A 25143-nucleotide genomic window follows, 5' to 3' on the forward strand; every position below is an offset into this window, starting at 1 on the left:
TTGTGTATTGAGTGGTGACTATGAATTGATGGAGCCACAGTCGCTTTCAGCCGCCAAGTTGACTGACGCAAAGAAAGAAACGCAACGGCTTGTGAAACAGGCAGAGGCCGCGTTTGAACCGACCATATCGCACGGGTTGCATTATCGGAAACTTCAACAACCTACTACCATTACGTGCGTCGAAGATGTAGTGTGTCCGAGTTAATAGGGACCAAGCGAAATTTCCATTCAACGATCACTGACTATGCGGAGTAGTGATGATGGAAGAATGTCTTCTGCAGCTTTTGAGTGTGCAGCCTCTATTTGAACAGAAGAATGGTCGTCAGTTGGCGATCTGGTCTTATCTGCTTAGTTGGCCAGATGCTGGCCCATCCCCGTTTGAAGGCGCAGATGGCGATCTCTGGATCGCGCTATCGATACCCGCGAGCGTCACTCTCGACAATCTACCTGTCAACGACGCCAATGTTAAGGAAACGCACATTGAGCGCGCTTCTGGACTACCTCAGTTGCTGAAGCGCGCCGCCATTAACCAGCAGGAGAATGAAATAATCTTTGCGTTCGTGGCCGACGCGCAACCAGATCCAAATATGGCCGTTGGGCTCTGCTGCGGGCCGGTAGCTGGAGAGGATCGAAAGAACCTCCGGTTTCAAACTCGGCTCGGAAATCCTGGTGAGTTCAGCCAGACGATAGTTGGCCCGTCGTCGATCGCATCGACACAAACCGTTGAGCGAAAGACCTCGGCACGAACCATTGAGAAGGCCACTCTAGTTCCCCTTCAATCGCGGCCAAAAGCGCCTGAGGCCAATGTCCGCGTACAGGAGGCCGGCGACGGACTTCTTAAGGCACTGTTCATGCAACACTTGGCTCTAGCGCCAGGGGAGGTCCAGATCGTATCGGATCGGCTAAAGGGAAAGTCGACCGACAACGCCGAGAAGCAAAAGTCTCCTATCTCACAACGGACCGTCAAGCTTCTGACGGCGTTCGAGCGAACTGCGTTACCCGCCGTCAGACCCAGGCCCGACGCGATTTCGATTGCACCCAAGGAAGAGTTGGTGGCTTTCGCGAACGCTCTTCAGGCCACACGAAAGAACGCTCTGATGGGGGAACTCCGAAAGCAGAACCAAGACGCAGGCCTTGTTGGAAAGCTAGTAACGGCGTTGAACTCGGCCATTGTTGGCGGCCTCATACTGCAGAAGCAGGGAACCGCCGCGCCAATCGGAATGCTCAATCTGGAACGCTTGGAGATGACACCAGCCGGGATCGAGCGGGGAGGGCTTGTTGCCAGTATTCCCCTCGCGCCTCTCGAGGAGACATCGGTTACGCAGTCCGAGTGGTCTGTGACTACGAAGGAATTCACCTCAATTGTAACGGACTACCTCGAAAACGTCAGTGAAACCGGAGTGACTGATAATACCGAGCTATCGCAGTCGGTGACCAGCCAAGTCCAGCACGGAAACCAGTTCAATATCACGGGGACGGTTACCGGTGGGATTCCGATCATTAACGGTTCTTCTACAACTAGTTTTACGGATCAAGGCAGTGAGTCTAAGTCCGCCACCGACAGCCGTAAGTTTGCATCGAGCATAACGAGGAAGGCTTCGTCTCGCTCAACGTCCGAGCACAAGGTGACAATCTCAACAGTCGCTGTGACCGGTCAGGCGAATGTCACCACGAGAAAACTGAAAAACAACAGCCTGACCGATCCTATGCGGATCGACTATTTCAGTCTCATGCGCCGTTGGAACGTGCGCCTTTACCGATATGGCTTACGCCTTACTTACGATATCGTCATTCCTGAGCCTGCCTCGGCAATGCGGGCAATGTATGCGGAACTTGATGAGCTACAATCTAGGCTCGTCCCGTTCGTTTTCCCATATTCCGAGACCATTCTCGACAATAAGTATCAGAACCCTTTGGATCCGCCGCTCTTTAAGCAGCTTGCGGCCAAGTTTCATGTGCTGGTGCCGGACTATCCAAGCAGTGGACCGGTCCTCAGACCCTCCGCAAAATTCGACCTTCCCAACGTGAACTGGATGTTCGGTGAGGTAGCGTTTGATGTTCCGGACGGATACGAGATCTCAGAAATCCTTCTAGATGCGAAGGTTGGAGATATTCCCGGCCCACAGTTGAACTTTTCAGTGATGGGATCGGCGTATTACTGGCAAGGCGCCGGACCGCTGGGGGTCGCAAATATCCTCCTGGTCAACGTGGACGGCACAAAGTTCCTTGAGGGTACGGTTGGTCGCGTCCTGGTCCCGCTTTTCTTTCACAACGGGGACAAAGGATGGGTCGGCCTTACAGTCCGAACGAGACCTTCAGCGTCGCTAATTGCGAAATGGAAGTCCGACGTATGGAACATCCTCGTAAATGCCGCCCAGCTCGATTTCTATCGCGAGCAACAAGAGATCCAAACCCGGATCGTCGATCTGGAAGCGAAGCTGACGGGTGTCGATACTCTGACTCTCCGGCGGGAAGAGAGCGACGAGATAATGAAGGCCGTCCTTCGATTTCTGCTCGGGGTCAACTTCTCTTTCATGCCCCAGGCAGTGGTCGACGCACTGGCTAAGACCGGCGGCGGTGTTAAGACCGGTTCGCTGTTTGATAGCAACGAACTTGGCATATCCGCCTCGGAAATCTCGACGATCAGTCAGTATGAAGACATCGTTCGGTTCATAAACCAAGCGATCGAATGGGAGAACGTGACCACGTTCCTTTACTCTTACTTCTGGGATATCCCCTCAAGCTGGGATTTCATTCGACAGCTCCGCCATCCGGATTCGACGCGGCAAGCTTTCTTACGCGCCGGCAGCGCGAGGGTCGTACTTACAATCCGCAAGGGCTGGGAGGAAAGCTGGGTTCGTTTCCAGGAGACGCTGGATCCTAACGGTTTTACCACAACGCCGTACTTGACGATCGCAAAAGAAATCGCTGCGTACGACGATCGAAATTATCCGGGAATTCCTCCTGCGAACCCAATGGCGACGGCGGCCCGTCTGGAAGAAGACGTATACGTAACCTCAACAACCGCAGTAAATCCACCAGATGGCGGCCTATCAAACGTGGCCGTGCAGGTCGATACAACCGACATGCTCTCCGTCGGGGCTAAGGTGGTCGTGGATTCCGTCGTTTCTGACGACCCAACCCTGCGGGACGGGCGGCAAGAACAAGCAACGATAACGGAAGTGCTCGATTCAGCGACCATCAAGCTCGACATGCTGAAATACAAGCATGGAATGAATGGAAGCCGGTATGTGATACGCCTTCCGGGCGAGAAGGGTGCACTGATCGCCGAATGGGCAGAATACACGCCCACGTCAGCTATCGACATAGCTGTGACAAGCAATCTCGCAACGATTGCCTGAGGCGCGATCATGGTGAACTCACCGGCTCAAGCCAATGTAGCGAGTTGCGGGACAATTGCTTGGTGGAGGGGGCTCGACTTAAATGCCCTGCGCACACGGTACGGGGCGATCGAGCATCTGCTAGTACAAATGGATTTCATGGCTCAGGTCGCTCGCTTGCCACGCGCGGAGTTCTCGATACCTGGCGCGAGCAAGACAATTCCTGGAGGCATTGGATTTGCAGACGTCGTTGCGTTGGCGACGCAGGAAATCTGGGAGATTAAGTCGGATTCTTACATGCCTATGGGCCAGGCCGGAGCTGAAGCGAAATTCTATGCGAAGATGGCCCAAGTTGGTTGTGGTTCGCCGACCTGGCGAGCGGGTCAGGGTTACACTACCTTTGATGGAACGGGGGTCGTGTGGCGAGCTTCCGCGAACAATAACACTGCGGAGTTGCACGCGGTGGAAAAAGAGCCCGGATCGATCTACTACTATTGGAAAATCAATGGACAGGAGGGCTACGAAGTCTACCGCCAATTTGGCTGGGGCCTCAGAGGTCATCTAGTTGATACGCTCTTTCTTGGAGTCGCAGAGGATCTCCTGTATCCCGACAAGCCGAAAGGAGCATATGCGTATTCGATTCCGGATCTCCGCGTGCTGCGCCATCCCCCACTGAAGTGGACTTCGCCAACGTTCCAGGGAGGAGCGTTGATCGCCGCTTTGCAGAGTGTCGCGACGCACCTGCTTAACGTTTTGAGAACCGAATGCGCCCGCCAAATTCTCGAGGGGAGCGCGGTCGGGGTATATCTCGAGAGCGGCGCGTTTGCAGCCCTGACCGGGCAGACGTCGAATACCATCGACTATCTGTCAGTGCGACCTAGACCGGGTCAGATTGGATTTTCAACCGCGCAGACCCTAACCATGCTCAGCGAGATATCGGCGCTTAATGTAATAAAGTTAGGCGCCCAGTTCGTGTTTGTTGCAAACGTTATTGGGCTTGCCGCCGTTGCTGCCATCGTCGGTGGACGCGGCTTAATGATGCTCGGACCCGCCGCTGCACCACTTGCTCCGTTGGCTGCGCGCACGGCAACGGCGTTTATCATCTTCCTATCTGCCGAGGCGACTGCTTTTGCTGCATCGAAGGGCCCACAGTCCGATGCTGGACAGTCGCTGATCCGCCAGATAGACGCGCTGTATTCTTCTGGAAAGCATATCATCAATCGCAACTCGGCGATCCTGGTGATACCTGATCGTCAGAATCGCGATGGCTCCGTCTCGTTTCGCCCGACGTGGGTGAAGTGGAAGCCCCTCACACCTGGAGATCTAAAATCTCAGAAGATTGGCGTTTCGACCGTCCGAGAGGGGGACACGGAATTCATTTTGAGTGGTGTGGCAGTTCCGTCGAACGACTTGTTGTAACAACGTCTGTTGCCCAGAATGAGAACGACGGCCAGGCGGCGGCCGCCGTTCGATGCTTTTTACTCCACGCTGGCGAGCAGCTTCGCGCGGGCCCCAAGGATTGCCGCGCAGGCATTGGCAGCTTCCTTACCCTTCATCACGAAGTGCCGCTTGAAGAAGTCGATTTGAGCTTCCGACTCCTGGAAATGGTGGGGAGTGAGTACCACCGAGAGGACCGGTGTGCCGGTGTCGAGCTGAACGCGCATCAACCCGTCTAAGACGGTTCCGGCGACGAAGTCATGGCGATAGATTCCGCCGTCGACAACAAATGCACAAGCGATCACGGCATCATATTTGCCGGTGCCGATCAGTGCCTGGGCGTGGAGTGGTATCTCCAAGGCGCCGGGAACGTCGATAATCTCAACGTCCGAGGGGAAGCGACCGAGAACGCCCCATTCGTCGACAAACGAATTCACGGCGTTGTCCACGATGTCGGCATGCCAGCGAGCCCGGATGACCGCGATGCGCTTTTGGGTGGTTGTTGCAGTTTGAAGCATTGAAATGCCTTTCAAGGGTTTTGCCGGCGGGGGCCGGCAGTGACGACATAGCCCCGGAGGGCCTGATCCCTTGAGCGAACAGACAGGACGCGCACCCTCTCACAACGAAAGGTGATGCGCCTGCCATGTCCTCTTCCATCCGGACTATACCGTCGGCTCCGGCATCTCACCGGATCTGCTGACCTTCCGGCAACGCCAGAAGCGCTCGCGGGCTCCAGGCTGTGGCCTGATACCGCCGGTGGGGAATTTCACCCCGCCCTGAGAACACCGGCACGATAGTTCAAAGGCGGAGAAGAATGCAAGCTTCCGAATGCTTGGCCGATCGATCGGGCACGGCAACTCGTCATCGATAGCCATCAAGCTGATCCAACCGCCTCCAGCGACGCGAGGTAGTTTTCAACGGGCCAGAATGACGAAGATCAAATGCGAGCCTTCATCAGTTTTACCCAGTTCATCAGCTTACGGAGCGTGTCGCCAATCGACACCATAACAATGGCGATAACGGTGAGGGTGCCCCAGTTAACGAACCTGACGCGGACGCTGGTGCTTCCAGTGGATCAGCCGTTGGTCGATGAACGGCAACAGCAAATCGACGCGTTGACCGCTCGGGTGAAGGATCTCGAAGCTGAAGTAGCCACGTTGAAGAACCGATAGCCGTCCAACGAACGGCTACGGCGTGGCCCGACCATGTCGCAGGCCGGACCTCAATGACGGACGGGGACTATGATCGGCTGTCGCTGATGAAATTCGTGGCTTGGAGTTACCAGAGATTATCGCCGGCGAGAGGTCTAAGAGGAACAGCGCGCAGATTGCGCGGCTGTCAAAGGACCTCGGCGAGGTGAATTCGTCCAAGGCTCGAGCGGCCTTCGTTGATTTCTCGGTCGTTGAGCAAAAGAAGGCGGCAATGTGGATGTAGGGCGAGTATCCCACAGCGTTTTTCAAACAATGCGTGTATTAACGATGTATTACGATGCAATTTGACGTCGTATTGGATTCTGCGATGTTCGCCTCGGGAAACTGAGGGGTTATACCGTGACATTTGGCATTTGGACGCGACGCATTGGTGTCGCGGCGATCGCGTTCGCATTGGCGAGCTGCACGACAACACAGGCAGAATTTAGCAAGAAGCCAGAGGCAGTGAGCAAGGCGGCGCTCTGTCGCACCCTCATGGAGACAAAGGATCAGGCATTTTACCAAAACCTGCTTAAAGAGCTTGCCCGCCGCCAGATTGACCCGCTCGACTGCTACAAGATGGTGCAAGAGCAGAACCAAGCTGCGGCCGCGCTGGTCGCACTGGCTGTCGTCGGAACTGCCGTTGCTGTATGCGCCAACAACAACTGTGGCGGCGGCTACGCGCCCTATCGGCCCTATCCCGGAAATTGCTATTCCTACTATGACAGGGCTGCGGACGGCACGCTGTGCGGAAACCGCAGTGCTATGTCTCGCCCAGGCGGATACTGAGGAGAGGAACAATGCGCCCGTTCGCGATTACCATATTGGCAATTCTAGCCGCGGCTACGGGACACCTTATCGCCCCGAAATCGCCGCGGCGGTCCAATTTGTTGGGTTGCCACGGCTTCCGAGACAGGTCGTCCTGCGAAGAGTGGTAAGCAAGCGGACCGCGACCGCTAGTGGAGGGCTGAGGTTCCTATTTCGCCGCGATTCCGAAGGCATCCAACACCTCGGTCGTAACGGTGCCCGTCACTTTTAGATTGTTATCCTGTTGCATCTGACTCAACGCAGCCCTTGTGTCGTCGTCGATGACACCCGTGAGAGCACCCGCATAGTATCCGTACGCCGTCAGGCCGGACTGCACCAAGATGACGATCTGCCTGAACTTGTTCGACGTACCGGGCAGCGGCTTTATTTTAGCTAGTGGGGCTGGGGCTGGGGCAGGAGCGGGGCTGGGCGAGGCTAAAGCCGCCGGCGGCGCATACGTGGGAGCGGTGTAGCGAGGCGCTGGCGCGGGATCACTATAGGATGGGCTGGTGTAAGTGGTACTCGGAAAATAGCCGCCGCCACTCCCGGATCGATGACTTGAATGCGAACTATGGGAACTGTGGCTCGAATGGGAACGATGTCCGGCCAGCGAATACAGGTGTTTGATCTTAAGCCGCTCCAAGATCGAGTTCGGATCGGGCTTCTTTACAATGGTATCCAGTGGCATTGCGTCCGTCTTTGCTGGCAGAAAGCCTGCTGCAATCAATGACGGAATGAGAAATACGCGTCGCTTCATATCGGCCCCAACCCCTTGAACCCCCTGCTATGATTGTACCATTCGAAGAACCCTCCGCAGCTCTGCCTCGAAGAGCAATCCTTGCAGAAGGATTCAAACTTGTTCTTCCAGTCCGAGATGGCCGCCGGAGCGAGATGTCGATACCTTTCCGGCATCGAGCAATGCGGGAAGTTGTAGAGCTGAATAGCCAAATCCTTCGCCGCAGCAATGTCGACCGCACGCGCGACATTCTCGAATTCTGCAGACGTATCCTTGAAGCTCGTATCCCAGTTCATGCGGCCAAAGCCGATGTTCTCGAGCTGCATGAGCGCCCAGCGTTCGACAAAGGGCAGGTGGATGCCAACAAACGACGCAAGCTCTGGCAGAACCGGATAATTTTGTCGCATGACCACGGTCCGCAGTTCGATCGAAGAACCAGCCTCGAACAAGATCGCAAAGGATTCCAGCAGTCGATCGAAAGCGCCGTCCTTCTTGACGAGAGCGTCGTGCGCGACCGCAGTCGGCGCGTACAATGGGATGCCCCAAAGGATTCGCGCAGCGCCGATCTCCTGTAAGAGCTCGACGTCCTCTTCTTCGAAATGCTGGCCGTTCGAAAGAATATGAAACTTAAGATCGGGCCGCACACGCGACAGCATCATCAGCATGTCGAAGAGCTTGCGCTTGTGTAGCAGCGGCTCGCCTCCCGACAGTCCGATGTAGGCGTTGCGAGGAGCAAGAGATGCCGCGGTCTCGAGCTCTTCAAACAGATCGACGTGCTGCTTTTTCGGAGGCTGCGAGCACATTACGCACAACTGGTCGCACTGCTCGGTGATCAGTAGCGTATTGTGTGCCGAGTCGGCCCTGATCAGCCGTCGGGCACTGCCTTTCCCCGGCATGATCATCATGACATCGTTGTCGAGCTTCAGGCTGCTATCCGCATGCAAGGTGATCGAGAAGCCACGATAGTCGTACTCCCGTCTCGATCCCTCGACGCCCATCAGGATGGCGTCGTCGGGGCCAAGATCAGCGGCATAGCTTTCTCGAAGCCTGACAACGAGAGGCTCCGTGAATGGCAACGGCTCGACCTTGATACGGAGATCGATCATCGGTGAACCTTCGCAAGCTCGGGGTCGACCGAGTTCAGACCCGACCATAGTGCTATCGCAGCGCGCACTTTCACGTCTTCCGAGTAGAGAAGTTCGAATACCAGGTCGAAGATGGCCAAATGCCTCTGACAGAAGTCAGTGAGGTGGCGAGGCAAGTCGATCCGTCCGTAGCGTGAGAGCTCGTCGATAACGTCTACGCCGCAGAAGGCTTGGTACGGACAGTGGACGCAATCCGGGTCGAACAGGTTTATTGCTTCAGCGTTCAAGACGTCGATGATCGATCGATCGATGTCGGTATTGACGTTGCCCATGCGGAGATCGATTTGCCCCAACCGGGTGACCATCCGTGCTTCGTCCGTGGGATAGAAGGCGCCATCGTGGTCGATCACCACATAGCTGCTTCCAACGATGTTGGGATTCCTGAGGTCGACGTGATTATCGTGGCCTCCGCGCAGGACGCGCCGCAGGCAGTGGGAGAAATAAAACTCCTCCAACGGCACCTCGGCGTTTGCGTTGTGTTCGATGAGGGCCATTACAAAGCGGCGTACATAGTCATTCCAGGTGGAACTGATGTTCTGTGTTCGAAATCGCTTGCGCGCGAATCCTTGGTGATTGACCGGACGTAGGTAGATCGACCGGAATCCAAATGCCGCGTATGTCTCGATAACGTCGCGGGGTTCTGGCAAGGCGTCTATGTCGAACGTCGGCAATGCAGAGACGCGGGTAGGGGAGTTGCCCAGCGCGCGATTTAGGTTATGCACGAACTGCCCTGTAATTTTCCCGCCGCCGGTTCGATTACGCTCGTGCAGCGCCATAGTCGGATCAAGAGAAGTACTGATGAAGGTGTCCTGGGGGGCCAGGAACTCCCAGGCTTCATCGCTCACTTCTTGAAGGTTCGTGCAGACGACGAATTCCGCTCGTTCGAACCTTTGGCGAGCAAAAGCGCGCACTCGCTCCAGGACATCCAAGCGAAGAAGTGGCTCGCCACCTTGAAATTCGATCTTGATTGTTTCGCTGGTCAGTCCACCAAGCCATCTTATTACGGCATTAAGCGTCTGCTCATCCCAATCGTGGCCGGAAGCGTTCTGGTTGACCCGACTGACCTGACAATAGGAGCAGGCGAGATTGCATCGGAGGGTTGGGACCAGGATGACATAGTTCAAATCGGCCGGCGCGTGCAGGCGTTTTGCCCATCGATAGCTGAACGCACTATGTGCTAGGTCGCCGGCCTTCTCGAACGCATGCCCATTCGCCTTCAGAAACGTTCGATCCGCAGGATTGAGATCGTCGGTGGCGTAACGTTCCAGGAAATCATCCGTTGAGCGAAAGTAACCGCCGGCGTCGTCGCAAAAGATCAATTCCCCGGCACCAGTCTGCCGGAACTTCAATGGCACAATATTCATCGCAGCAATCTCTGGATCACTGATCGTCGTAACGCATCTGTTTCGCGGTGAATCTTCTGCCGATAGAGCGTGTATCGCAATTCCGCGACCACGGTTGGATCAGCGCCGTCCAGGACGACGCCGTCCTCCGTGACGGCAACTGTCACATGAGGGTGCAGGTAAGAGAAGCGCGCAAGTGCTTCGTCGAGGTAAGGCCGGAACATCGGCGCAATCATAATAGTCACGAACGTCATCCTGAAGGGCAACCAGGAAGAGTGACTATAGATCGGTTGCTACAGCTTCAGCATATAAACGCTGAAGTTGATCCACAGATTTTTGTCAGTGTGCTTCAGATTGTTGACAAAGCTAAGCAAGCAACGGTCCAACAATTGGCGCGCGAAGTTGTCTGTGTATAGTCAGCGGCTGCTAGGGTGGGAAAACAATATGGCATTCCAGACCAGATTTGCGGCCGGACTGTTATCTTGCGCCGTTTGGGCGCTTTGGTCGCCCTCTACGCTCGCCGAAATCCGACCGGTGAGGGACGTCCAAACGGCACTTTCCGAGCAAGGATTCGAAGCAGGCGCGCCTGACGGGCTGTGGGGTGCGAAGTCCGTCGCCGCCCTAAAAGGGTTCCAACGCGCGCACGGCATGACGCCATCGGGCATCGTAACACAAGAATCATTGCGGGCGCTCTTCCCAGATGCTGGCCGATCCTCGGAAGTTGCGACACTTCCATCCGCGGAGCCGCTATCCTCGTCTGTCACCGCTAAGGCCGATGAGCCGGCGGACGTTGCCGAACGACCACAAGAACCATCCTCTGAAGCGCCTTTGGATTTGGCCCAGTCGACAGACATTGGCAAGTCGGAAAGTTCGCAAAGTGACGGGGGCTATCTTGCTGCCGTGATACTTGTCGTCCTCGGTGCTCTGGCACTGCGAGGAAAGGCCAAGCGCCCTCGACGCAGGTAGATCGGTTGCCACAAACTCCAACTCACGTAAGGGCGCCATAGACCGCTGAGAGTTGCCAATCGGAAAATGGGAAATATGGCCACTGTCAAAGGGAATCCGCACGCCTAGTCGAAATCCGATGGGTGCCAAAATAAATAACTATTTAGATACAAGTTTTTAATATTTATTTTCAATAACTTACAATATTTCCGCAACCTCTCGTCACCAAATCCTGCCTTGACAGACCCGACCTTTCGCTGTCTGTCTTGATCATGGAGGATGTCGGGACGGAGCGCCTGACGTGAGGAGATTTCGAGGAGGAAATTGCTGCCATGTTGAGATTTGCCGTCGTCGGAATCGACCATGGGCATACGTTTGATCACGTTAAGGGCCTGCTTGCGTCCGGCGCCGAGTTCGTCGGCTATTGCCCGCAGACATCCGTTCCGGCGCTGCGCGAGAACTTCGAGAAAACCTACCCCGAGATACCGCAGATCGACCGCGATACACTGTTTGCCGATCCATCGATCGACGTGATCTGCATCGCCGCGATCCCCTGCGATCGGGCAGGTCTCGCTGTCCGAGCCATGAGAGCCGGCAAGGATGTGATGACCGACAAGCCGGGGGCGACGACGTTTGCCCAGCTTGAGGAGGTCAAGAAAACCGTTGCGGAAACCGGGCGCATCTTTTCGATCTGCTTTTCCGAGCGCCACTGCGTCCGCTCAGCGGTCAAGGCCGGAAAGCTGATCCGGGACGGTGCGATCGGGACCGTCATCCAGACGATCGGCATGGGGCCCCATCGGCTGCAACTGCCGACGCGGCCAGAGTGGTTCTTCGACCCTGAGAAATTCGGTGGCATCATCGTGGATATCGCCTCGCATCAGGTCGATCAGTTTCTCTTCTACACCGGCTCGGCAACGGGCGAGGTGGTCGCAAGCTCGATCGGTAATTTCGGCATGCCTGAAAAGCCGGCCTTCCAGGATTTCGGCGAAGTGCTGCTTCGCTCCGACAGAGCGTCCGGCTATGTGCGTGTCGACTGGTTCACGCCGGAAGCCCTGCCGACCTGGGGCGACGGGCGCCTGACGATCCTTGGCACCCAAGGCTATATCGAGTTGCGCAAGTATATCGACATTACGGGCCGGCCGGGCAAGGATCACCTGTTCCTGGTCAACGGGACCGAGATGACGCACATCGATTGCAGCAGCGAGAAGCTCGACTATTTCGACGCCTTCGCTGCAGACGTGCGCGATCGCACGCAAACGGCGATGTCGCAGGAGCACGTCTACGAGGTCTGCCGCCTGTCGCTCGAAGCGCAGTCGGGAGCTGCACGGCTGGGTGCAAGGTGAGGGCCTGAGCATGACAAGGAGATTTCGCGTTGGCGTCATCGGAGCAGGCATTGCCGCCCGCCATCTGACAGGCTTCGCCTGGAATAAGGACCTCTACGAGGTTGTGGTTCTCTGCTCGCTTGACGAAGATCGGGGAAGGGCGCTCTGCGAGGAGTTCAACATTCCAGATTATACACAGGACGCCGAAGCGATGATTGCGAGAGCCGATCTCGACATCATCGACATCTGCACTCCGCCAAGCTCGCATTTCGCGCTTTGCCGCAAGGCAATCGAAGCCGGCAAGCACGTGATCTGTGAGAAGCCGCTGTTCGGTTCCATTGCCGAAGTAGACGAGATGGGCCAGATCGTCGCCAAGGCCGCGGGTCCGCGGCTTATGCCGATCTTCCAGTACCGTTACGGCTCGGGCCTGCAGAAGCTGAAGCTGCTGATGGAGCTCGGCCTCACCGGTGCACCGTTCCTGACGACGATCGAAACCCATTGGTGGCGCGGCCCCGACTACTATGCGGTGCCGTGGCGTGGCAAATGGGCAACAGAACTCGGCGGCGGCCTGCTCGGTCACGCGATCCACGCGCACGACATGCTGAATTATGTGCATGGCGCCTGTGCCGAAATCTTCTCCTATGGGACCACGCTGATGAATCCGATCGAGGTCGAAGATACGGCCGCACTTTCGGTGAAGATGAAGAACGGTTCGCTGGCAAGCCTGTCGATGACGCTTGGCTCCCGCAAGGAGATTTCTCGCCTTCGCTTCTGCTTCAACGACCTCGTCGCCGAAAGCATCCTCGATCCCTATACGATGGGCCGCGATCCGTGGACCTTCATCGCCGGCGACGAGGAACACCAGAAGCGCGTCGATGACGCGCTGGCAGGCTACGAGCCGAAGGAAGACGGCTATACGCGCCAGTTCGAATTGTTCCATGAGAGCCTTCTCGCCGGCCGGGAACCGCCGGTGACGCTTGGCGATGCCCGAAATTCGCTTGAACTGGTAACAGCCGCCTATCACTCACAGCGCACTGGCCGCCCCACGCCGCTGCCGATCCTTGCCGATCACCCGCTTTATCGTTCGTGGCTTCCGGAGGGACAGCGACAGACCGCCGGCTGAAGAAGATCCCGTAGCAACTACGAAGAAAATCAGATGAGATCAGGGGCGTCGAAGTAACGACTTCCTAAGTTCGGCTTGCCAATCTTGATCCATCGATTTTCATTCTTGCGTTGTCGAGGTCATTCATGTTTCGCAGCAAAGACGATTGGATCAACCAGCGCGCCTATGCGATCTGGGAGGCGGCCGGTCGGCCGCAGGGACACGGGAGCGAGCACTGGCAGCAGGCAGCACGCGAGTATGAGATGCTGGAAAAGACGCGGGCGTCTGTCGATGGCAGCGAGCTGATCGAGCGCCTGAAGACGATGGGACGGCTGATGCGTGCGGCCGATGAGCAGAGTGCGCCCTCAAGCAAGACGACCAAGCGCTCCTCCATGCGCTGAGGCCCCCCTCCATCCTCCCGATCGCGGTCTAGCCGACCGGCGACGAACCTCCTATAGAATGGCGTAGATAGCACCGATGCTCCTTATGTGGAGCAACCGTTTTGCCGCACATTCAGAGATGAGACAGCATGAGCCAGATCCCCCAGATCGATTACGATACAGCCTCGGAAGAGATCCGCACAGCGCACGACGAGGAAGTACGCGTGCGTGGGCGCATGACCAACATGAAGCGAACGCTGCTGCATTCACCAGCCGCGCACCGCATCTACGCCGAATGGTTCACGCTTCGCGGCGAGCTTGCCGCGATCAAGGATCGGCCGATCTGGATCTTCTCTCACGCCATCTCCAAGGCCACCAACTCCAGGATCGCCATCACCTTCTTTCGCCGTGCCCTGATCAATGCCGGCTTCAATCCGGACGCGCTGGAACTGTCGGAGGAAGAAGCGCTGCTCGACGCTTTCGGCAAGACGATCGTGGCCAATTCAAATGCCATCCCGGCCGAGATATGGACGAAACTGAAGGCGCGCTACGATAGCAAGACACTTGTCGATCTCGTCGCCTTCGCAGGCATCATGATTGCCACCGCAGTCTTCAACAACGTCGTCGAGGTCGATTTCGATCCCGAGCTCGAAGCGTTCGCCGAACCAAACCCCTGACCGGATTTCTTGAAGCCGGGTGGCGCGTGTTACCGCGACCTTTCTCCTCCCGTCGTGGGATTATCGGTCGCGTGACCGCAAACAATAAAGGCCCGGTCCAAACTTGGATTATAATGATTTCAGCGTCCGTTTCAGGGAGCTCAACATGCGCATCGTTTCAGTGATCGCGGCGTTGCTGGCAGCGGTTCCTTTGGTAGCCTGCACCACGGCAAACGAACCGCAGCCGATCAAGGGCAGCCTGACATATGGCGGCAAGGTGATACATTCGCCTTACAAGCCGGGAACGGTCATTGACAACACCTTCCTCGGCAAGTTCGGTTACCGCATATCGGAACGCTACGTCGTTCAGCCTGATGGAACGCTGAAGCTCACCTATCAGAGAAGTGGGCAGGACTATTACATCGAGTGACCTGCCTTAGCGAAGGTGCGCGATCCTGATCGGTCGCCTCCGCTATTTCTCCTGGACCGAAATGCCTTTCTCTCCGATCGAAATATCGACGCCCGCGGGTTTCGTCTCCTCGCGAAAGATGTAAATCCCCATGCCAATCACCACCACGAGCAAGGCGCCGACCAAGAAGTAAAGACCATTCCGATTATTCATTTCCATCCCCTGTTGCGGATTCCCTGAAATAGGGGCCTCAACCGAGTTGGCAACCGCCGCCATCGCTGCGGTGAGCCCGCCGACCAGAATCGGGTGGCCTGAACCGGGTTGATTGCAATGATACCGTTTGGTCAGCTGGACGAACGAACGCGGCTCACAGCGTTCACCTTGGCGGCAAGCTCGCCGGCGACGAAGGCCGCGTGCTCGGTAATCTGCGGCAAGCCCATGAGCTCGCCGAATGTACCGCGCGCCAACGGTCCTGAGATCAGCAGCGAAGCATCTGCACCCGTCCCGTCTGCCAGTGCTTCCGACCGCTCATTGCAGGCAATACCCAGCCCCGTCGGATCGAGCTGCAGGTGCCCGCTGTCACGCAGGGACGTCAGCCATGGCTGACTGTCGAGAATGCCGCCATGAGCTGGTCCCGTGGTGACGACCACGGCGTCGAAGGTACGATCGACCGGCGCGGCGTGGCGCCTGCGCAGGCTCACATGGATGGCATCGCCCTCAAGCCGGACCTGTCCGACGGAGGCGGCAAGAACGTCCATACGGCCTTCGTCGACTGCCTCGTTCAGCACATCTTCCACCTGCGGCGCGATACGAAAGCGGTGTACGTCCCAGAAGGGTCGAAGATGCCGGACAAGCCGCTGGCGTTCGCTGACAGGAAGGTTTTGCCAGATTGCGTGACCATGCCCCCGCACTTGGTCGATCACGGCATGCCACGTCAGCCCCGCGTTGGAAGCATCGGCAATCGTCTGGCGCACATTTCGGAGAAGCGCCGTGGCACTGTGCGCCGGCGCCGCCTCGAAATCTCCGAAAGGATCCTGCGGAAACGGCGCATGGCCGCGTGATCTGAGCCCGCGCCTGGAAATCGAGGTGATCTGCCCGCGATGGCCATTGCGTGCAAGCGAGGCGACAATATCGGCTGCGGTCAGGCCGTTGCCGACGATCAGCAGGCGATCGTCCTTGCCGATCACGTCGAGCGACGCAGGCACCGTCGAATCCGCGACGAACCGTGGATGGTCCTTGAGCACGGCCAGGTTGCGCGGGGTGAGGGGTGAAGGGTGGCTGGTGGCGACGACAAGGAAATCGGCAAAGGTCTGGCCACCCTGGCTGTCGGATATTCGCCAGAGCCGACCGTCACGCGTCACATCGGTGACAAGCGCGCGGCGATGGCGGACCGCGCCACTTTGGACGAGCGGCAGCAAGGCGGCCGCCACGTAAGCACCGAAGAGATGGCGTCGCGGAAAAAGACTACCATCCGGTCGATGCGCTGCCGGGTCATCGGCGACGGCATCGTTGCGCGCGACCCATTCGAGGAAATCCTCCGGATGGTCCGGCAGCAGGCTCATGCGGGCAGCAGGCACATTGATCCGATGGGCGGGATCGAGCGTGTCATAGGCGAGGCCGCGCCCGATTTCGCGGCGCGGCTCGAATACGATGATCGCCGGTGGCGTATCGGCCAAACCGAGCGCTAGATGGTAAGCCACCCCGGCGCCCGAAACGCCGCCTCCGATAATCGCCACGACCGGCCGGCGGTGTCCGATACCCGCGTTGGTCGCAAAGGGCGCGTCAGTTCGGGTAGGGATGTCATTATCGGTCACGATGGCAATCCATGCGCATATTATGCTTCGGGCGGAAACGGTTATAATCTAAGATGGTGCGCTAGGACCCGCAACGGCAATATTCTACAAAAAAACTAGAATTTTATGCCGTGAATATACGCACTCGTCGGAAGAGTATTTCCACGCTGCAGTGCAATAGAGATCGGCATACTTGGTTTCTCCGGCTCCTTTTTGAAATTATCACGCCGTTCGAGGCTCGCCTCACCAATACAAGACGGGAAACACCACAATGAACAAGAAGACGTCCTCCAACCTTAGCCTGACGCGCCGCGCGAGCCTTGTTGCCATCGCCGCCTCGGCAGCCGCGCTGGCCACGTTTGCAGCGCCTGCCGCCTCGTTTGCCGAAGACAAGTCGATCAAGGTCGGCATCATGAGCGGCGAAGACGAAGACGTCTGGCGCGTCGTCGCCGAGCAGGCGGCAAAGAATGGGCTGAAGATCGAAGCTGTCGTCTTCAACGACTATACACAGCCGAACGAAGCGCTTGAGCGCGGCGAAATTGACGCCAACGCGTTCCAGCATCAACCCTACCTCGACAACCAGATCGCCCAGCACGGCTATCATATCGTCAATGTCGGCTTTACCGGCGTTTGGCCGATCGGCCTCTACACGAAGAAGTACAAGTCCGTTTCCGAAATCCCGGAAGGTGCTTCCATCGGCGTTCCGAATGACCCGTCGAACGAAGGCCGTGCCCTGCGCGTCCTGCAGAACGAGGGTATCATCAAGCTCAAGGACGGCACAGGCATCCTGGCGACCGTGACCGATATCGTCGAGAACCCGAAGAATGTGGAAATCAAGGAACTCGACGCCGGCGTCGTTGGCCGAGCCATCGACGACCTCGACGGCGCTGTGGTCAACACCGACTGGGCCCTGAAGAGCGGTCTTTCCGCTTCCGACCGCATCGCCCAGGAGCCGATCGCCGACAACCCCTACCGCAACTTCATCGCAGTCAAGCAGGGCAGCGAGAAGGAAGCCTGGGTCAAGACGCTTGTTTCGGCCTACCAGAACGACACGGTTAAAGCCGAGTTCGACAAGGTGTATAAGGGTACGGGCGTTAGCGCCTACTGATCATAACATTTCGCGCCGAGGGGTTAGGCGCGTTGAACAAGGCGGTCCGGGCGTTCCTTGCCTGGGCCGCCTTGGGCATTTCCGAAGGGAAAGACCATGAATTCGTTTGTCTCCGCCTCCACGATCGAGGCGCCACCGCAGAGCGCGCCAGAGGAGGTGGTTCGGCTCGTCAATGTGCAACGGCATTTTGGCAAGACCGCCGCGCTCGATGGCATCTCGCTTACGGTGCGAAAGGGAGAGATTGTTGGCATCATCGGTCGCAGCGGCGCCGGGAAATCCACGCTGATCCGCTGCCTGAACGGTCTTGAACGGCCCGATAGCGGCGAGATCGAGATCGAGGGCCGCAGTATCACCGGTCTCGATGAAAAGGAGCTGCAGCCGCTGCGCCGTCGTGTCGGGATGATTTTCCAGCACTTCAACCTTCTGTCGGCAAAGACCGTCGAAGACAATGTCGCATTGCCGCTGAAGATCGCCGGCGTCGGCAAGGCCGAACGGCTGAAGCGCGCGCACGAACTTCTGGAACTTGTTGGGCTTGCCGACAAGGCCAAAGCCTATCCTTCCTCCCTTTCGGGCGGGCAGAAGCAGCGCGTCGGCATTGCGCGTGCGCTGTCAGCGCGACCAGCCCTACTTCTTTCCGACGAGGCAACCTCCGCTCTCGATCCCGAAACGACGCGCTCCATCCTCGCGTTGCTTAAGGACATCAATCGTAAGCTTGGGCTGACCATCCTTCTCATCACCCATGAGATGGAAGTCGTACGCAACATCGCCGATCGTGTAGCGGTGATCGATGCCGGGCGCATCGTCGAGGAGGGCCAGGTGTGGTCGGTGTTTGCCGATCCGAAGGCGCCCATCACGAAGAGCCTGCTTGCCGGCAGCCGCCCGCAGCTACCGGAGCATATCGCGGCTCGTCTGTCTCCCGACACTGGAACCGAAGCGATCCTCAGCATCGATCTGGCCGGACCGGAGGCGCAGGGCGCTTTGTTTGCCGATCTCTCCGCGGCCCTGCCGCACTCCAGCCGCCTGGTTCACGGCGGTATCGATCACATCCAGAACCAGCCCGTGGCGCGGTTCTTCGTGGCCGTCCCGACGCGCGATCCAGCGCTCAAGGACAAGGTCGTGCAATTTCTGAAAGCCCGCTCGGCGCGGGTGGAGGTGCTTGGTTATGACACCGATCATGTTTAATCTTCTGCTTCGCTCCCTCTGGGAGACGATCCTGATGACCGGTGCTTCGGGCCTGATCTCACTGGTTTTCGGCCTGCCGCTCGGACTGGCGCTGGTGCTGACCAACAAGGGGGGCATTGCCGAAAATCTCTGGATCAACAGCATCCTCGGCGCCATCGTCAACGGTTTCCGGGCCGTCCCGTTCATCATCCTGCTCGTGGCGTTGATCCCGCTGACGCGCCTGATCGTCGGCACCGCGCTCGGCACCTGGGCTGCGATCGTCCCGCTGGCTATTGCCGCGACCCCCTATTACGCCCGCATTGCAGAGGTGTCGCTCCGCGAAGTCGATCGCGGTCTGATCGATGCGGTGCGCGCCATGGGCGGCAATCGCTGGACGATCGTTCGGGAAGTGCTGGTGCCCGAGGCGCTGCCCGGCATCGTTGCCGGCTTTACCGTGACGCTGGTGACTCTGATCGGCGCATCGGCCATGGCTGGCGCGATCGGCGCTGGCGGACTCGGTGACCTTGCGATCCGCTACGGCTACCAGCGCTTCGAAACGGCCATCATGGTTGCCGTCGTCGCGGTCCTCATCGTTCTCGTCTGTGGTATGCAGTGGCTCGGCGACCGGCTGGTCCACAGGCTGGACCACAAGTAATCAGCGGCGGAATTGCGCGGCAGGGTGCGACGAAGGCAGCCTGCCGTTACCGCCGAACAGTTTCTGCCGAAGCGGTCCCTCGACATAGTCCGCCTTGAACAGCCCGCGTTCCTGCAGGACCGGAACGACGAGATCGACGAAATCGCGCAGGCTTTCCGGCGCGACCGTGCGCGCCAGATTGAAGCCGTCGATGTCGCCTTCGGACATCCACAGCGCGAGCCGGTCGGCGACTTGTTCGGCGGAGCCGACGATCGGCTTCATGCGGCTGCCGAGCACCATCTGGTCGATGATCTGGCGAAGGGTGACAGGCTTCGGCGCCTCCTTGGTGATAGCCGACAGCGCCGACTGATTGGCGTTGGTGGAGGCTTGCTGGATCGGATCATCCAGGCCGTATCTCGAGAGATCGATACCGATCGATGACGAGTAGTGGGCAAGCGAGGCCTCGACGCTGGCATGGCGGCGATAATCCTCAAGCTTGTCTTGTGCTTCCTTTTCCGTGCGCCCAACGACGACGGTAAGCAGACTGAGCACCCGCAGCGCATCCGCTCCGCGCCCCATCTGTACGGCCTTGCGACGCAGCGCATCGACTGTCGGCTTCGCTGCCTGCGGTGTCGGCGTGGCGAGGAAAATACACTCGGCATGACGGGCCGCAAAGTCCTGCCCGCGCGCCGAAGCGCCGGCCTGGAACAACAGGGGCGTGCGCTGCGGCGACGGCTCCGCCAGATGAATGCCTTCCATCTTGTAGTACTTGCCCTGATGGCTGACGGCGCGCACCTTCGAGGCGTCGGCGAACACGCCGCGCGCCTTGTCACGCACTACGGCCCCGTCGTCCCAACTGCCCTCCCAGAGTTTGTAGAGGATTTCCAGATAGTCTTCGGCGGCGTCATAGCGAGCGTCGTGTTCGGGCAGCTTGTCGAAACCCATGCTACGGGCCGCGCTATCGAGGTAGCCCGTGACGATGTTCCAGCCGATCCGCCCCTTGGTCAGATGATCAAGCGTCGACATGCGACGTGCCAGCAGGAAAGGCGGCTCGTAGGTCGTATTGACCGTGACGCCGAAGCCCAGATGCTTGGTGACATAGGCCATCGCCGAGATCGGCATCAGCGGATCGTTGACCGGGATCTGCGCTCCGGTCTCTATGACAGGGCCCGCGCTGCCCTTGTAGACGTCATAGACGCCCACGATATCGGCAAGGAAGATGCCGTCGAGCTTGCCGCGTTCGGCGGTGCGGGCAAAATCCGCCCAGTATTCGAGGTCGGTATAGTGGAGTGACGCATCGCGCGGATGCGTCCACATGCCGTGATTGATGTGCCCGACGCAGTTCATGTCGAAGGCGTAGATCTGCATCTGCTTCATCGGAGGCTCCCCTTGCGGGAAAAAACTCCCCGCTAGCTCTTTCCTTTCCACGGAACGAGCACGGTTTCCAGTATCCGAACGGCGGCGCTGAACGCAAATGCGCAGGCTGCGATGATGCCGATGCCGACGAACACCACGTCGGTTGCCAGAAACTGCGACGCCGACATGATCATGTAACCGATGCCGCGTGTGGAGGCGATGAGCTCGGCAGCGACAAGGGTCCCCCACCCGACACCAAGTGCAATCCTGAGACCGGTCAGGATTTCAGGCAGGGCGGATGGTAGTACGATGCTGACGAGCAGTTGCCAGGGCCTTGCACCGAGCGAGCGGGCGGCGTTGACGCGCTCGATCGGGAGCGAACGTACCCCGGCCTGCGCGGAGAGGCAGATGGGCGCGAACATTGCGAGAACCAGCAACGTCACCTTCGACGTCTCGCCGATCCCGAGCCAGATGATCATCAGCGGCAGGTAGGCAAGCGGCGGCAACGGCCAATAGAACTCGATCGGCGTATCGAGGATGCCCTTGACCCAACGATTGAGCCCCATCAGGAGGCCGACGGGAATGCCGACCGCGGTGGCAATAGCGGCAGCCGTCACGATCCTGAACAGGCTTGCCGAAACATGCTCGAACAGGGAGGCACCGGCATAGCCGTCGCGATAGACCGCTCCAATCTGCGTCCAGACCTCTTGCGGCGTCGGCAAGAACAGGTGCGGAACAAGCGCCAGCCTCGCCACCAGCCACCAGGCGGCAAGCAGCACGACGGCGGTTGCGATGCTGATCAGCACGGTTGGCCGCTCGCCGACGCCAAAGCCCTTCATCTTTACCGGGTTCGGGTGGTCGGTCGGTGCGCCGACGATAACATGTCCGGTCTGTGCCAACTCGCTCATTCGGCAGCGCTCCTCAACTCATTTGACCCATGCAATATGCTGCGGATCTCTTCCCGCAGCGCGCCGAACTCGGACGAAGTCTTGATCGAACTTGCGTCACCCGTTTCGGCGAAGCGGCGCACGAAATCGAGATCGAAGCGTGCCACGATCCGTCCCGGACGCGGAGACATCACCACGACCTGCGTGCCGAGAAACAGCGCTTCCTCGATGGAATGGGTGATGAAGAAGATGCGCTTGCCCGTCTTGCTCCAGACCGACACCAGGAGTTCTTGCATCTGCTCGCGCGTCAGGCTGTCGAGCGCACCGAAGGGCTCGTCCATCAACAGCACGTCGGGTTCGGTCGCTAGCGCCCGGGCAATGCCGACACGCTGGCGCATGCCACCCGACAGCTCGTAGGGGAAGGACTTGGCGAAATCCTTCAGACCGACCAGATGAAGAAGCTCTTCGGCGCGCGCCTGTCGGATCGCCCGGGGTATGCCCGCGAATTTCAGGCCGAGGGCAACATTGTCGATCACCGATTTCCAGGGAAGCAGCGTGTCCTTCTGGAATACCACGCCACGATCCGCACCGGGGCCGGCGACTTGCCGCCCATCGAGCGTGATCGCTCCCTCGGAGAGTGGCAGGAAGCCGGCAATCGCATTGAGGAGCGTGGACTTACCACAACCGGACGCGCCGAGCGCGACCACGAAGCTGTTATCGGGAATATCGAGCGAAACACGATCGAGGGCGTGGACGGTCCGGCCGTCTCTCGCCCTGAAATAGACGCTTGCGTGATCGACTTTGAGCATGGGGCTGTCTCTTCACAAACAGGGACGCCGGCGCGATATCGCGCCAGCGTGCCCGAAGGTTTCCTGTTAGTTGCTTGCGTTGGTAAGGGCGTCAGGCGTGACGAAGGCTGCGTAGCTCGGCAACACTTCGGTCACCTTGCCCTGATCCTTCAGGAACGCGGCCGTGTCCTTGAGGATCTTCGCAGCGCCTGACTTCTCACCGCCGCCGAGCCACGCGTCGGATGCCTGGACCTCCGGGGTCAACAAGGTGAGGTTCTTCAATGCGGCGGCCTGCTGATCAGGCGTACCGCCGAGCGCCTTGGCGAGGAGCTTGGCGTTTTCGCTGTCAGCCTGCCAGGCCTTCTTGTCGTCCGCGAAAGACGCATAGTACTTGTTGATGACGCCGGCAAAGCTCTTGAGGAAGGCCGGATTGTCATCGGCAAACGTCGATGCCGCGACCCAGGCCGAGAATGTCGGCGCGCCCTTGTCGGCAACATCCTTCGAGGTGACCAGCACCTTGCCGTTCTTCTTCAGCTCGGTCAGCGCCGGATCCCAGACGAAACCGCCGTCGATGTCACCGCGATTGTAGCTCGCGACGATTTCCGGCTGCGGAATTGCGAAGACCTGAACATCCTTCTCGGTCAGACCGAGCGACTTGATCAACGCAAGCAGTTGATAGTGGTCGGTAGAGACAGGGGCCGCAGCAAGCTTCTTGCCCTTCAGGTCAGTGAGCTTTTCAATGCCGGATCCGTTGCGAACGACCAGCGCTTCGTCGATGCCCGAGATCGACGAGAGATAGAACGCCTTGACGGCAAGGCCACGGGATGTGGCTGCCGCAAACGGGCTCGAGCCGACGTAACCGACCTGAACGTCACCCGAGGCGATTGCCGCGAAGATTTCCGCGCCGGAATTGAACTTGCGGAAGTCGATGTCGTAACCGGTCGCCTTGGCAAACTCGCCGTTGGCAATGGCCACGGACGACGGCAGAGCGTCGGTCTGATAGGCAACCACGACCTTCTTGTCGGCGGCCTCGGCAACAAAAGGAACCGCCAGGCTGGCGACCCCGAGCGTAAGCGCTGCAAATAGACTCTTGATATTCATGTTTCGCCCCCTTGCGACTGAGCTTCAGCGTCAGCGCTTTGAACTATTTCGACGGGGAAACACTACGGCGGCGGTCAGCCCGCACACAGATAAAACTATCTATTTTATAGACTACAGAGACAATATTGTTTTCTGCCTGATTTCTACGCCGGCGGTTGCGACCTAGACGACCAATATGCCTCCCATTGTCACCGGTCAGGCCGCATCTATGGAGACAAGGTAGCAGAGCGCCTGGCCCGTGAGCGGCAGGGCGGTATTGGCAGCGCCTTCCACAAGAAACGCGTCGCCGGCGTCGAGAACAACGGACTCGCCCGCCCACTGCAACGACAGCGTGCCTTGCTGGCACAGGACAAGCCAGGTCCCAGCGGTCTCAACACTCAACCGACCATCGACCTTTGTGCGTTCGACCCGATGGCGCAAACGCGCACGACGCGTCATGACGTTCAGGTCCGTGATCGGGCCGCCGGGAAGGGTGGCTGACACAGCAACGTCAGCGGGGAAGGGGAGGGGCTCGCTCGCCGTCGTCAACACCTGCGGCTCAGCGCCATCAATCGCAAGCGCCATGCCGTCCCCCTCAAGGATGGACAGTGTCCGATCGATCCCGGTGAAGATAGAAAACGGCCCGTCGGTCGCAACCGTCGCCATGCTGATGCGCCAGTCGAAATCCGAAAGCGCTGCCTCCGGAGGCGACACGGCAATCTCGACGGTCTCGCCACCGCCGTTCTTCCACGGCATGCGGCGGTAGGAACTGGCTTTCAGGACGCGGGCGTGAGGCATTGTGTCTCCAACATTGTAAAACAAGGCCAAGTGAACTAAGTTTAGTGGACTAAGTCCATACCGAGGCCGTCATGCAGACCGTAAACATACACGAAGCGAAAACGCATCTGTCGCGGCTGATCGATAGGGCCGCGAAAGGCGAGGCGTTTATCATCGCCAAAGCCGGCAAGCCGATGGTCAAAGTCGTGCCAATCGACGAGGCGGATATGCCGAAGAAGCGCCGGATCGGCTTCATGAAAGGCGAGATCTCCGTTCCGGATGACTTCGACACCATGATGGCCGACGAGATCGAAGATATGTTCTATGGCGGCGACCTGCTTCCGGAATGAGATTTCTCCTCGATACCCACATCCTGATCTGGGCCGCCGGCGATATCGCTCGGCTTACCACTCCCATCAGAAACCTGATTGAAGACGAACAGAACGAGCTCCTCTTCAGTCCCGCCAGCATATGGGAAACGGCTATCAAGCACGCGCAGGCACGCTCGGACTTTCGCGCCGATCCCTATGTCCTCAGATACCGCCTGCTCGCGAACGGTTATACCGAGCTACCGATCAATAGCGAGCATGCCATTGCGATCGCCGGCCTTCCGCAGATCCACGAGGATCCCTTCGACAGGATCCTCATTGCGCAGGCTATCATCGAAGGCGTGCCGCTGGTGACCGTCGACCAGGCTGTCTTGCAGTATCCGGGCCTCATGACGTTCTGAGGCCCGGTACAACATC

27 protein-coding genes and 1 riboswitch are annotated in these 25143 nt (G+C 58.5%); of the genes, 15 read left to right on the forward strand and 12 right to left on the reverse strand.

Annotated elements, in window-relative coordinates; translation table 11 throughout:
- Positions 1–257: 257 nt before the first annotated feature.
- Positions 258–3362: a hypothetical protein gene (locus A6U87_RS13540; RefSeq protein WP_083199368.1), complete on the forward strand. Its 3105-nt coding sequence runs from the start codon at positions 258–260 to the stop codon at positions 3360–3362.
- A 9-nt stretch (positions 3363–3371) separates the two neighbouring features.
- A complete protein-coding gene (locus A6U87_RS13545; protein WP_065691781.1) occupies positions 3372–4760 on the forward strand; it encodes a hypothetical protein in 1389 nt (462 codons plus the stop codon).
- A gap of 59 nt (positions 4761–4819) precedes the next feature.
- Here A6U87_RS13545 and A6U87_RS13550 read toward each other — a convergent pair whose 3' ends face one another.
- The gene (locus A6U87_RS13550) at positions 4820–5296 is read right to left on the reverse strand and encodes a 6,7-dimethyl-8-ribityllumazine synthase (protein WP_065691782.1); all 477 of its coding nucleotides are present in this window, start codon (positions 5294–5296) and stop codon (positions 4820–4822) included.
- A gap of 123 nt (positions 5297–5419) precedes the next feature.
- Positions 5420–5566, reverse strand: a riboswitch (FMN riboswitch).
- Positions 5567–5719: 153 nt separating this feature from the next.
- Here A6U87_RS13550 and A6U87_RS13555 point away from each other — a divergent pair.
- Positions 5720–5950 (forward strand): hypothetical protein, encoded by a 231-nt coding sequence (locus A6U87_RS13555; RefSeq protein ID WP_065691783.1) that lies wholly within the window; start codon positions 5720–5722, stop codon positions 5948–5950.
- Positions 5951–6328: 378 nt separating this feature from the next.
- Positions 6329–6757, forward strand: coding sequence for a hypothetical protein (locus A6U87_RS13560; RefSeq protein ID WP_065691784.1), 429 nt, complete (start codon positions 6329–6331; stop codon positions 6755–6757).
- Between the two features lie 187 nt (positions 6758–6944).
- Here the strand turns inward: A6U87_RS13560 and hxsA are convergent, their stop codons facing one another.
- From hxsA to A6U87_RS13580, 4 genes are read right to left on the reverse strand one after another with little or no spacing between them, the layout of a single operon-like run.
- The gene (gene hxsA / locus A6U87_RS13565; protein ID WP_065691785.1) at positions 6945–7532 is read right to left on the reverse strand and encodes a His-Xaa-Ser repeat protein HxsA; all 588 of its coding nucleotides are present in this window, start codon (positions 7530–7532) and stop codon (positions 6945–6947) included.
- Complete coding sequence (gene hxsC / locus A6U87_RS13570) at positions 7529–8617, reverse strand: His-Xaa-Ser system radical SAM maturase HxsC (RefSeq protein WP_065691786.1); 1089 nt, start codon at positions 8615–8617, stop codon at positions 7529–7531. Before hxsC ends, hxsA begins: the two co-directional genes overlap by 4 nt.
- On the reverse strand, positions 8614–10020 hold the full coding sequence (gene hxsB / locus A6U87_RS13575) for a His-Xaa-Ser system radical SAM maturase HxsB (RefSeq protein WP_065691787.1): 1407 nt from the start codon (positions 10018–10020) through the stop codon (positions 8614–8616). Before hxsB ends, hxsC begins: the two co-directional genes overlap by 4 nt.
- Entirely contained in the window at positions 10017–10235 is a 219-nt protein-coding gene (locus A6U87_RS13580) for a hypothetical protein (RefSeq protein WP_244499509.1), read from the reverse strand. The genes hxsB and A6U87_RS13580 overlap by 4 nt, the downstream gene beginning before the upstream one ends.
- Positions 10236–10443: 208 nt before the next feature.
- Between A6U87_RS13580 and A6U87_RS30680 the strand changes: the two genes are divergently transcribed.
- The 6 genes from A6U87_RS30680 (at position 10444) to A6U87_RS13610 (ending at position 14834) form a co-directional block, all read left to right on the forward strand.
- Positions 10444–10965, forward strand: coding sequence for a peptidoglycan-binding protein (locus A6U87_RS30680; RefSeq protein ID WP_065691788.1), 522 nt, complete (start codon positions 10444–10446; stop codon positions 10963–10965).
- 311 nt (positions 10966–11276) lie between these two features.
- The gene (locus A6U87_RS13590; protein WP_065691789.1) at positions 11277–12287 is read left to right on the forward strand and encodes a Gfo/Idh/MocA family protein; all 1011 of its coding nucleotides are present in this window, start codon (positions 11277–11279) and stop codon (positions 12285–12287) included.
- A 10-nt stretch (positions 12288–12297) separates the two neighbouring features.
- On the forward strand, positions 12298–13389 hold the full coding sequence (locus A6U87_RS13595) for a Gfo/Idh/MocA family protein (RefSeq protein ID WP_065691790.1): 1092 nt from the start codon (positions 12298–12300) through the stop codon (positions 13387–13389).
- A gap of 125 nt (positions 13390–13514) precedes the next feature.
- Positions 13515–13769, forward strand: coding sequence for a DUF2934 domain-containing protein (locus A6U87_RS13600; RefSeq protein ID WP_065691791.1), 255 nt, complete (start codon positions 13515–13517; stop codon positions 13767–13769).
- 128 nt (positions 13770–13897) lie between these two features.
- Positions 13898–14425, forward strand: a complete 528-nt coding sequence (locus tag A6U87_RS13605; protein WP_065691792.1) for a hypothetical protein — start codon at positions 13898–13900, stop codon at positions 14423–14425.
- A 145-nt stretch (positions 14426–14570) separates the two neighbouring features.
- Positions 14571–14834, forward strand: a complete 264-nt coding sequence (locus A6U87_RS13610; RefSeq protein WP_065691793.1) for a hypothetical protein — start codon at positions 14571–14573, stop codon at positions 14832–14834.
- A 42-nt stretch (positions 14835–14876) separates the two neighbouring features.
- Here A6U87_RS13610 and A6U87_RS30130 read toward each other — a convergent pair whose 3' ends face one another.
- Positions 14877–15026, reverse strand: coding sequence for a hypothetical protein (locus A6U87_RS30130; RefSeq protein WP_198928703.1), 150 nt, complete (start codon positions 15024–15026; stop codon positions 14877–14879).
- A 131-nt stretch (positions 15027–15157) separates the two neighbouring features.
- Positions 15158–16549 (reverse strand): FAD/NAD(P)-binding protein, encoded by a 1392-nt coding sequence (locus tag A6U87_RS13620; RefSeq protein WP_342587898.1) that lies wholly within the window; start codon positions 16547–16549, stop codon positions 15158–15160.
- A 328-nt stretch (positions 16550–16877) separates the two neighbouring features.
- Between A6U87_RS13620 and A6U87_RS13625 the strand changes: the two genes are divergently transcribed.
- The 3 genes from A6U87_RS13625 to A6U87_RS13635 all read left to right on the forward strand — a co-directional run bounded on the left by A6U87_RS13625 (position 16878) and on the right by A6U87_RS13635 (position 19530).
- Positions 16878–17714: a MetQ/NlpA family lipoprotein gene (locus A6U87_RS13625; RefSeq protein WP_065691795.1), complete on the forward strand. Its 837-nt coding sequence runs from the start codon at positions 16878–16880 to the stop codon at positions 17712–17714.
- Positions 17715–17810: 96 nt separating this feature from the next.
- Positions 17811–18896, forward strand: a complete 1086-nt coding sequence (locus tag A6U87_RS13630; RefSeq protein WP_065691796.1) for a methionine ABC transporter ATP-binding protein — start codon at positions 17811–17813, stop codon at positions 18894–18896.
- Positions 18877–19530 (forward strand): methionine ABC transporter permease, encoded by a 654-nt coding sequence (locus tag A6U87_RS13635; RefSeq protein ID WP_065691797.1) that lies wholly within the window; start codon positions 18877–18879, stop codon positions 19528–19530. Before A6U87_RS13630 ends, A6U87_RS13635 begins: the two co-directional genes overlap by 20 nt.
- On the opposite strand, the gene A6U87_RS13640 is transcribed toward A6U87_RS13635, so the two are convergent.
- From A6U87_RS13640 to A6U87_RS13660, 5 genes are all read right to left on the reverse strand, one after another.
- Positions 19531–20886, reverse strand: a complete 1356-nt coding sequence (locus A6U87_RS13640) for an LLM class flavin-dependent oxidoreductase (RefSeq protein WP_065691798.1) — start codon at positions 20884–20886, stop codon at positions 19531–19533.
- 32 nt (positions 20887–20918) lie between these two features.
- A complete protein-coding gene (locus tag A6U87_RS13645) occupies positions 20919–21773 on the reverse strand; it encodes an ABC transporter permease subunit (protein ID WP_065691799.1) in 855 nt (284 codons plus the stop codon).
- Entirely contained in the window at positions 21770–22561 is a 792-nt protein-coding gene (locus tag A6U87_RS13650) for a taurine ABC transporter ATP-binding protein (RefSeq protein ID WP_065691800.1), read from the reverse strand. The genes A6U87_RS13645 and A6U87_RS13650 overlap by 4 nt, the downstream gene beginning before the upstream one ends.
- Positions 22562–22627: 66 nt before the next feature.
- Entirely contained in the window at positions 22628–23641 is a 1014-nt protein-coding gene (gene tauA / locus A6U87_RS13655) for a taurine ABC transporter substrate-binding protein (protein WP_065691801.1), read from the reverse strand.
- Between the two features lie 195 nt (positions 23642–23836).
- Positions 23837–24418 (reverse strand): HutD family protein, encoded by a 582-nt coding sequence (locus A6U87_RS13660; RefSeq protein WP_065691802.1) that lies wholly within the window; start codon positions 24416–24418, stop codon positions 23837–23839.
- Between the two features lie 71 nt (positions 24419–24489).
- Here A6U87_RS13660 and A6U87_RS13665 point away from each other — a divergent pair, with 71 nt between their 5' ends.
- Together A6U87_RS13665 and A6U87_RS13670 are read left to right on the forward strand one after the other, a co-directional pair.
- Positions 24490–24747, forward strand: a complete 258-nt coding sequence (locus tag A6U87_RS13665) for a type II toxin-antitoxin system Phd/YefM family antitoxin (protein WP_065691803.1) — start codon at positions 24490–24492, stop codon at positions 24745–24747.
- Positions 24744–25127 carry a type II toxin-antitoxin system VapC family toxin gene (locus tag A6U87_RS13670; protein ID WP_065691804.1) on the forward strand — a complete coding sequence of 128 codons (384 nt, stop codon included), beginning with the start codon at positions 24744–24746 and terminating at the stop codon, positions 25125–25127. Before A6U87_RS13665 ends, A6U87_RS13670 begins: the two co-directional genes overlap by 4 nt.
- Positions 25128–25143 lie beyond the last annotated feature (16 nt).

Source organism: Rhizobium sp. AC44/96, assembly GCF_001692185.1.
GTDB lineage: Bacteria > Pseudomonadota > Alphaproteobacteria > Rhizobiales > Rhizobiaceae > Rhizobium.

What these genes read in the sequence shown, in the direction of transcription:
- A6U87_RS30680 (WP_065691788.1), top strand. Translation starts at nt 10,444, where the DNA reads ATGGCATTCCAGACCAGATTTGCGGCCGGACTGTTATCTTGCGCCGTT.
- A6U87_RS13605 (WP_065691792.1), top strand. Translation starts at nt 13,898, where the DNA reads ATGAGCCAGATCCCCCAGATCGATTACGATACAGCCTCGGAAGAGATC.
- A6U87_RS13550 (WP_065691782.1), bottom strand. Translation starts at nt 5,296, where the DNA reads ATGCTTCAAACTGCAACAACCACCCAAAAGCGCATCGCGGTCATCCGG.
- A6U87_RS30130 (WP_198928703.1), bottom strand. Translation starts at nt 15,026, where the DNA reads ATGAATAATCGGAATGGTCTTTACTTCTTGGTCGGCGCCTTGCTCGTG.
- hxsC (WP_065691786.1), bottom strand. Translation starts at nt 8,617, where the DNA reads ATGATCGATCTCCGTATCAAGGTCGAGCCGTTGCCATTCACGGAGCCT.
- A6U87_RS13665 (WP_065691803.1), top strand. Translation starts at nt 24,490, where the DNA reads ATGCAGACCGTAAACATACACGAAGCGAAAACGCATCTGTCGCGGCTG.
- A6U87_RS13545 (WP_065691781.1), top strand. Translation starts at nt 3,372, where the DNA reads ATGGTGAACTCACCGGCTCAAGCCAATGTAGCGAGTTGCGGGACAATT.
- A6U87_RS13595 (WP_065691790.1), top strand. Translation starts at nt 12,298, where the DNA reads ATGACAAGGAGATTTCGCGTTGGCGTCATCGGAGCAGGCATTGCCGCC.
- A6U87_RS13580 (WP_244499509.1), bottom strand. Translation starts at nt 10,235, where the DNA reads ATGATTGCGCCGATGTTCCGGCCTTACCTCGACGAAGCACTTGCGCGC.
- A6U87_RS13630 (WP_065691796.1), top strand. Translation starts at nt 17,811, where the DNA reads ATGAATTCGTTTGTCTCCGCCTCCACGATCGAGGCGCCACCGCAGAGC.
- hxsA (WP_065691785.1), bottom strand. Translation starts at nt 7,532, where the DNA reads ATGAAGCGACGCGTATTTCTCATTCCGTCATTGATTGCAGCAGGCTTT.
- A6U87_RS13610 (WP_065691793.1), top strand. Translation starts at nt 14,571, where the DNA reads ATGCGCATCGTTTCAGTGATCGCGGCGTTGCTGGCAGCGGTTCCTTTG.
- A6U87_RS13555 (WP_065691783.1), top strand. Translation starts at nt 5,720, where the DNA reads ATGCGAGCCTTCATCAGTTTTACCCAGTTCATCAGCTTACGGAGCGTG.
- A6U87_RS13625 (WP_065691795.1), top strand. Translation starts at nt 16,878, where the DNA reads ATGAACAAGAAGACGTCCTCCAACCTTAGCCTGACGCGCCGCGCGAGC.
- A6U87_RS13590 (WP_065691789.1), top strand. Translation starts at nt 11,277, where the DNA reads ATGTTGAGATTTGCCGTCGTCGGAATCGACCATGGGCATACGTTTGAT.
- A6U87_RS13540 (WP_083199368.1), top strand. Translation starts at nt 258, where the DNA reads ATGATGGAAGAATGTCTTCTGCAGCTTTTGAGTGTGCAGCCTCTATTT.
- A6U87_RS13640 (WP_065691798.1), bottom strand. Translation starts at nt 20,886, where the DNA reads ATGAAGCAGATGCAGATCTACGCCTTCGACATGAACTGCGTCGGGCAC.
- hxsB (WP_065691787.1), bottom strand. Translation starts at nt 10,020, where the DNA reads ATGAATATTGTGCCATTGAAGTTCCGGCAGACTGGTGCCGGGGAATTG.
- A6U87_RS13650 (WP_065691800.1), bottom strand. Translation starts at nt 22,561, where the DNA reads ATGCTCAAAGTCGATCACGCAAGCGTCTATTTCAGGGCGAGAGACGGC.
- A6U87_RS13660 (WP_065691802.1), bottom strand. Translation starts at nt 24,418, where the DNA reads ATGCCTCACGCCCGCGTCCTGAAAGCCAGTTCCTACCGCCGCATGCCG.
- A6U87_RS13670 (WP_065691804.1), top strand. Translation starts at nt 24,744, where the DNA reads ATGAGATTTCTCCTCGATACCCACATCCTGATCTGGGCCGCCGGCGAT.
- A6U87_RS13635 (WP_065691797.1), top strand. Translation starts at nt 18,877, where the DNA reads ATGACACCGATCATGTTTAATCTTCTGCTTCGCTCCCTCTGGGAGACG.
- tauA (WP_065691801.1), bottom strand. Translation starts at nt 23,641, where the DNA reads ATGAATATCAAGAGTCTATTTGCAGCGCTTACGCTCGGGGTCGCCAGC.
- A6U87_RS13600 (WP_065691791.1), top strand. Translation starts at nt 13,515, where the DNA reads ATGTTTCGCAGCAAAGACGATTGGATCAACCAGCGCGCCTATGCGATC.
- A6U87_RS13645 (WP_065691799.1), bottom strand. Translation starts at nt 21,773, where the DNA reads ATGAGCGAGTTGGCACAGACCGGACATGTTATCGTCGGCGCACCGACC.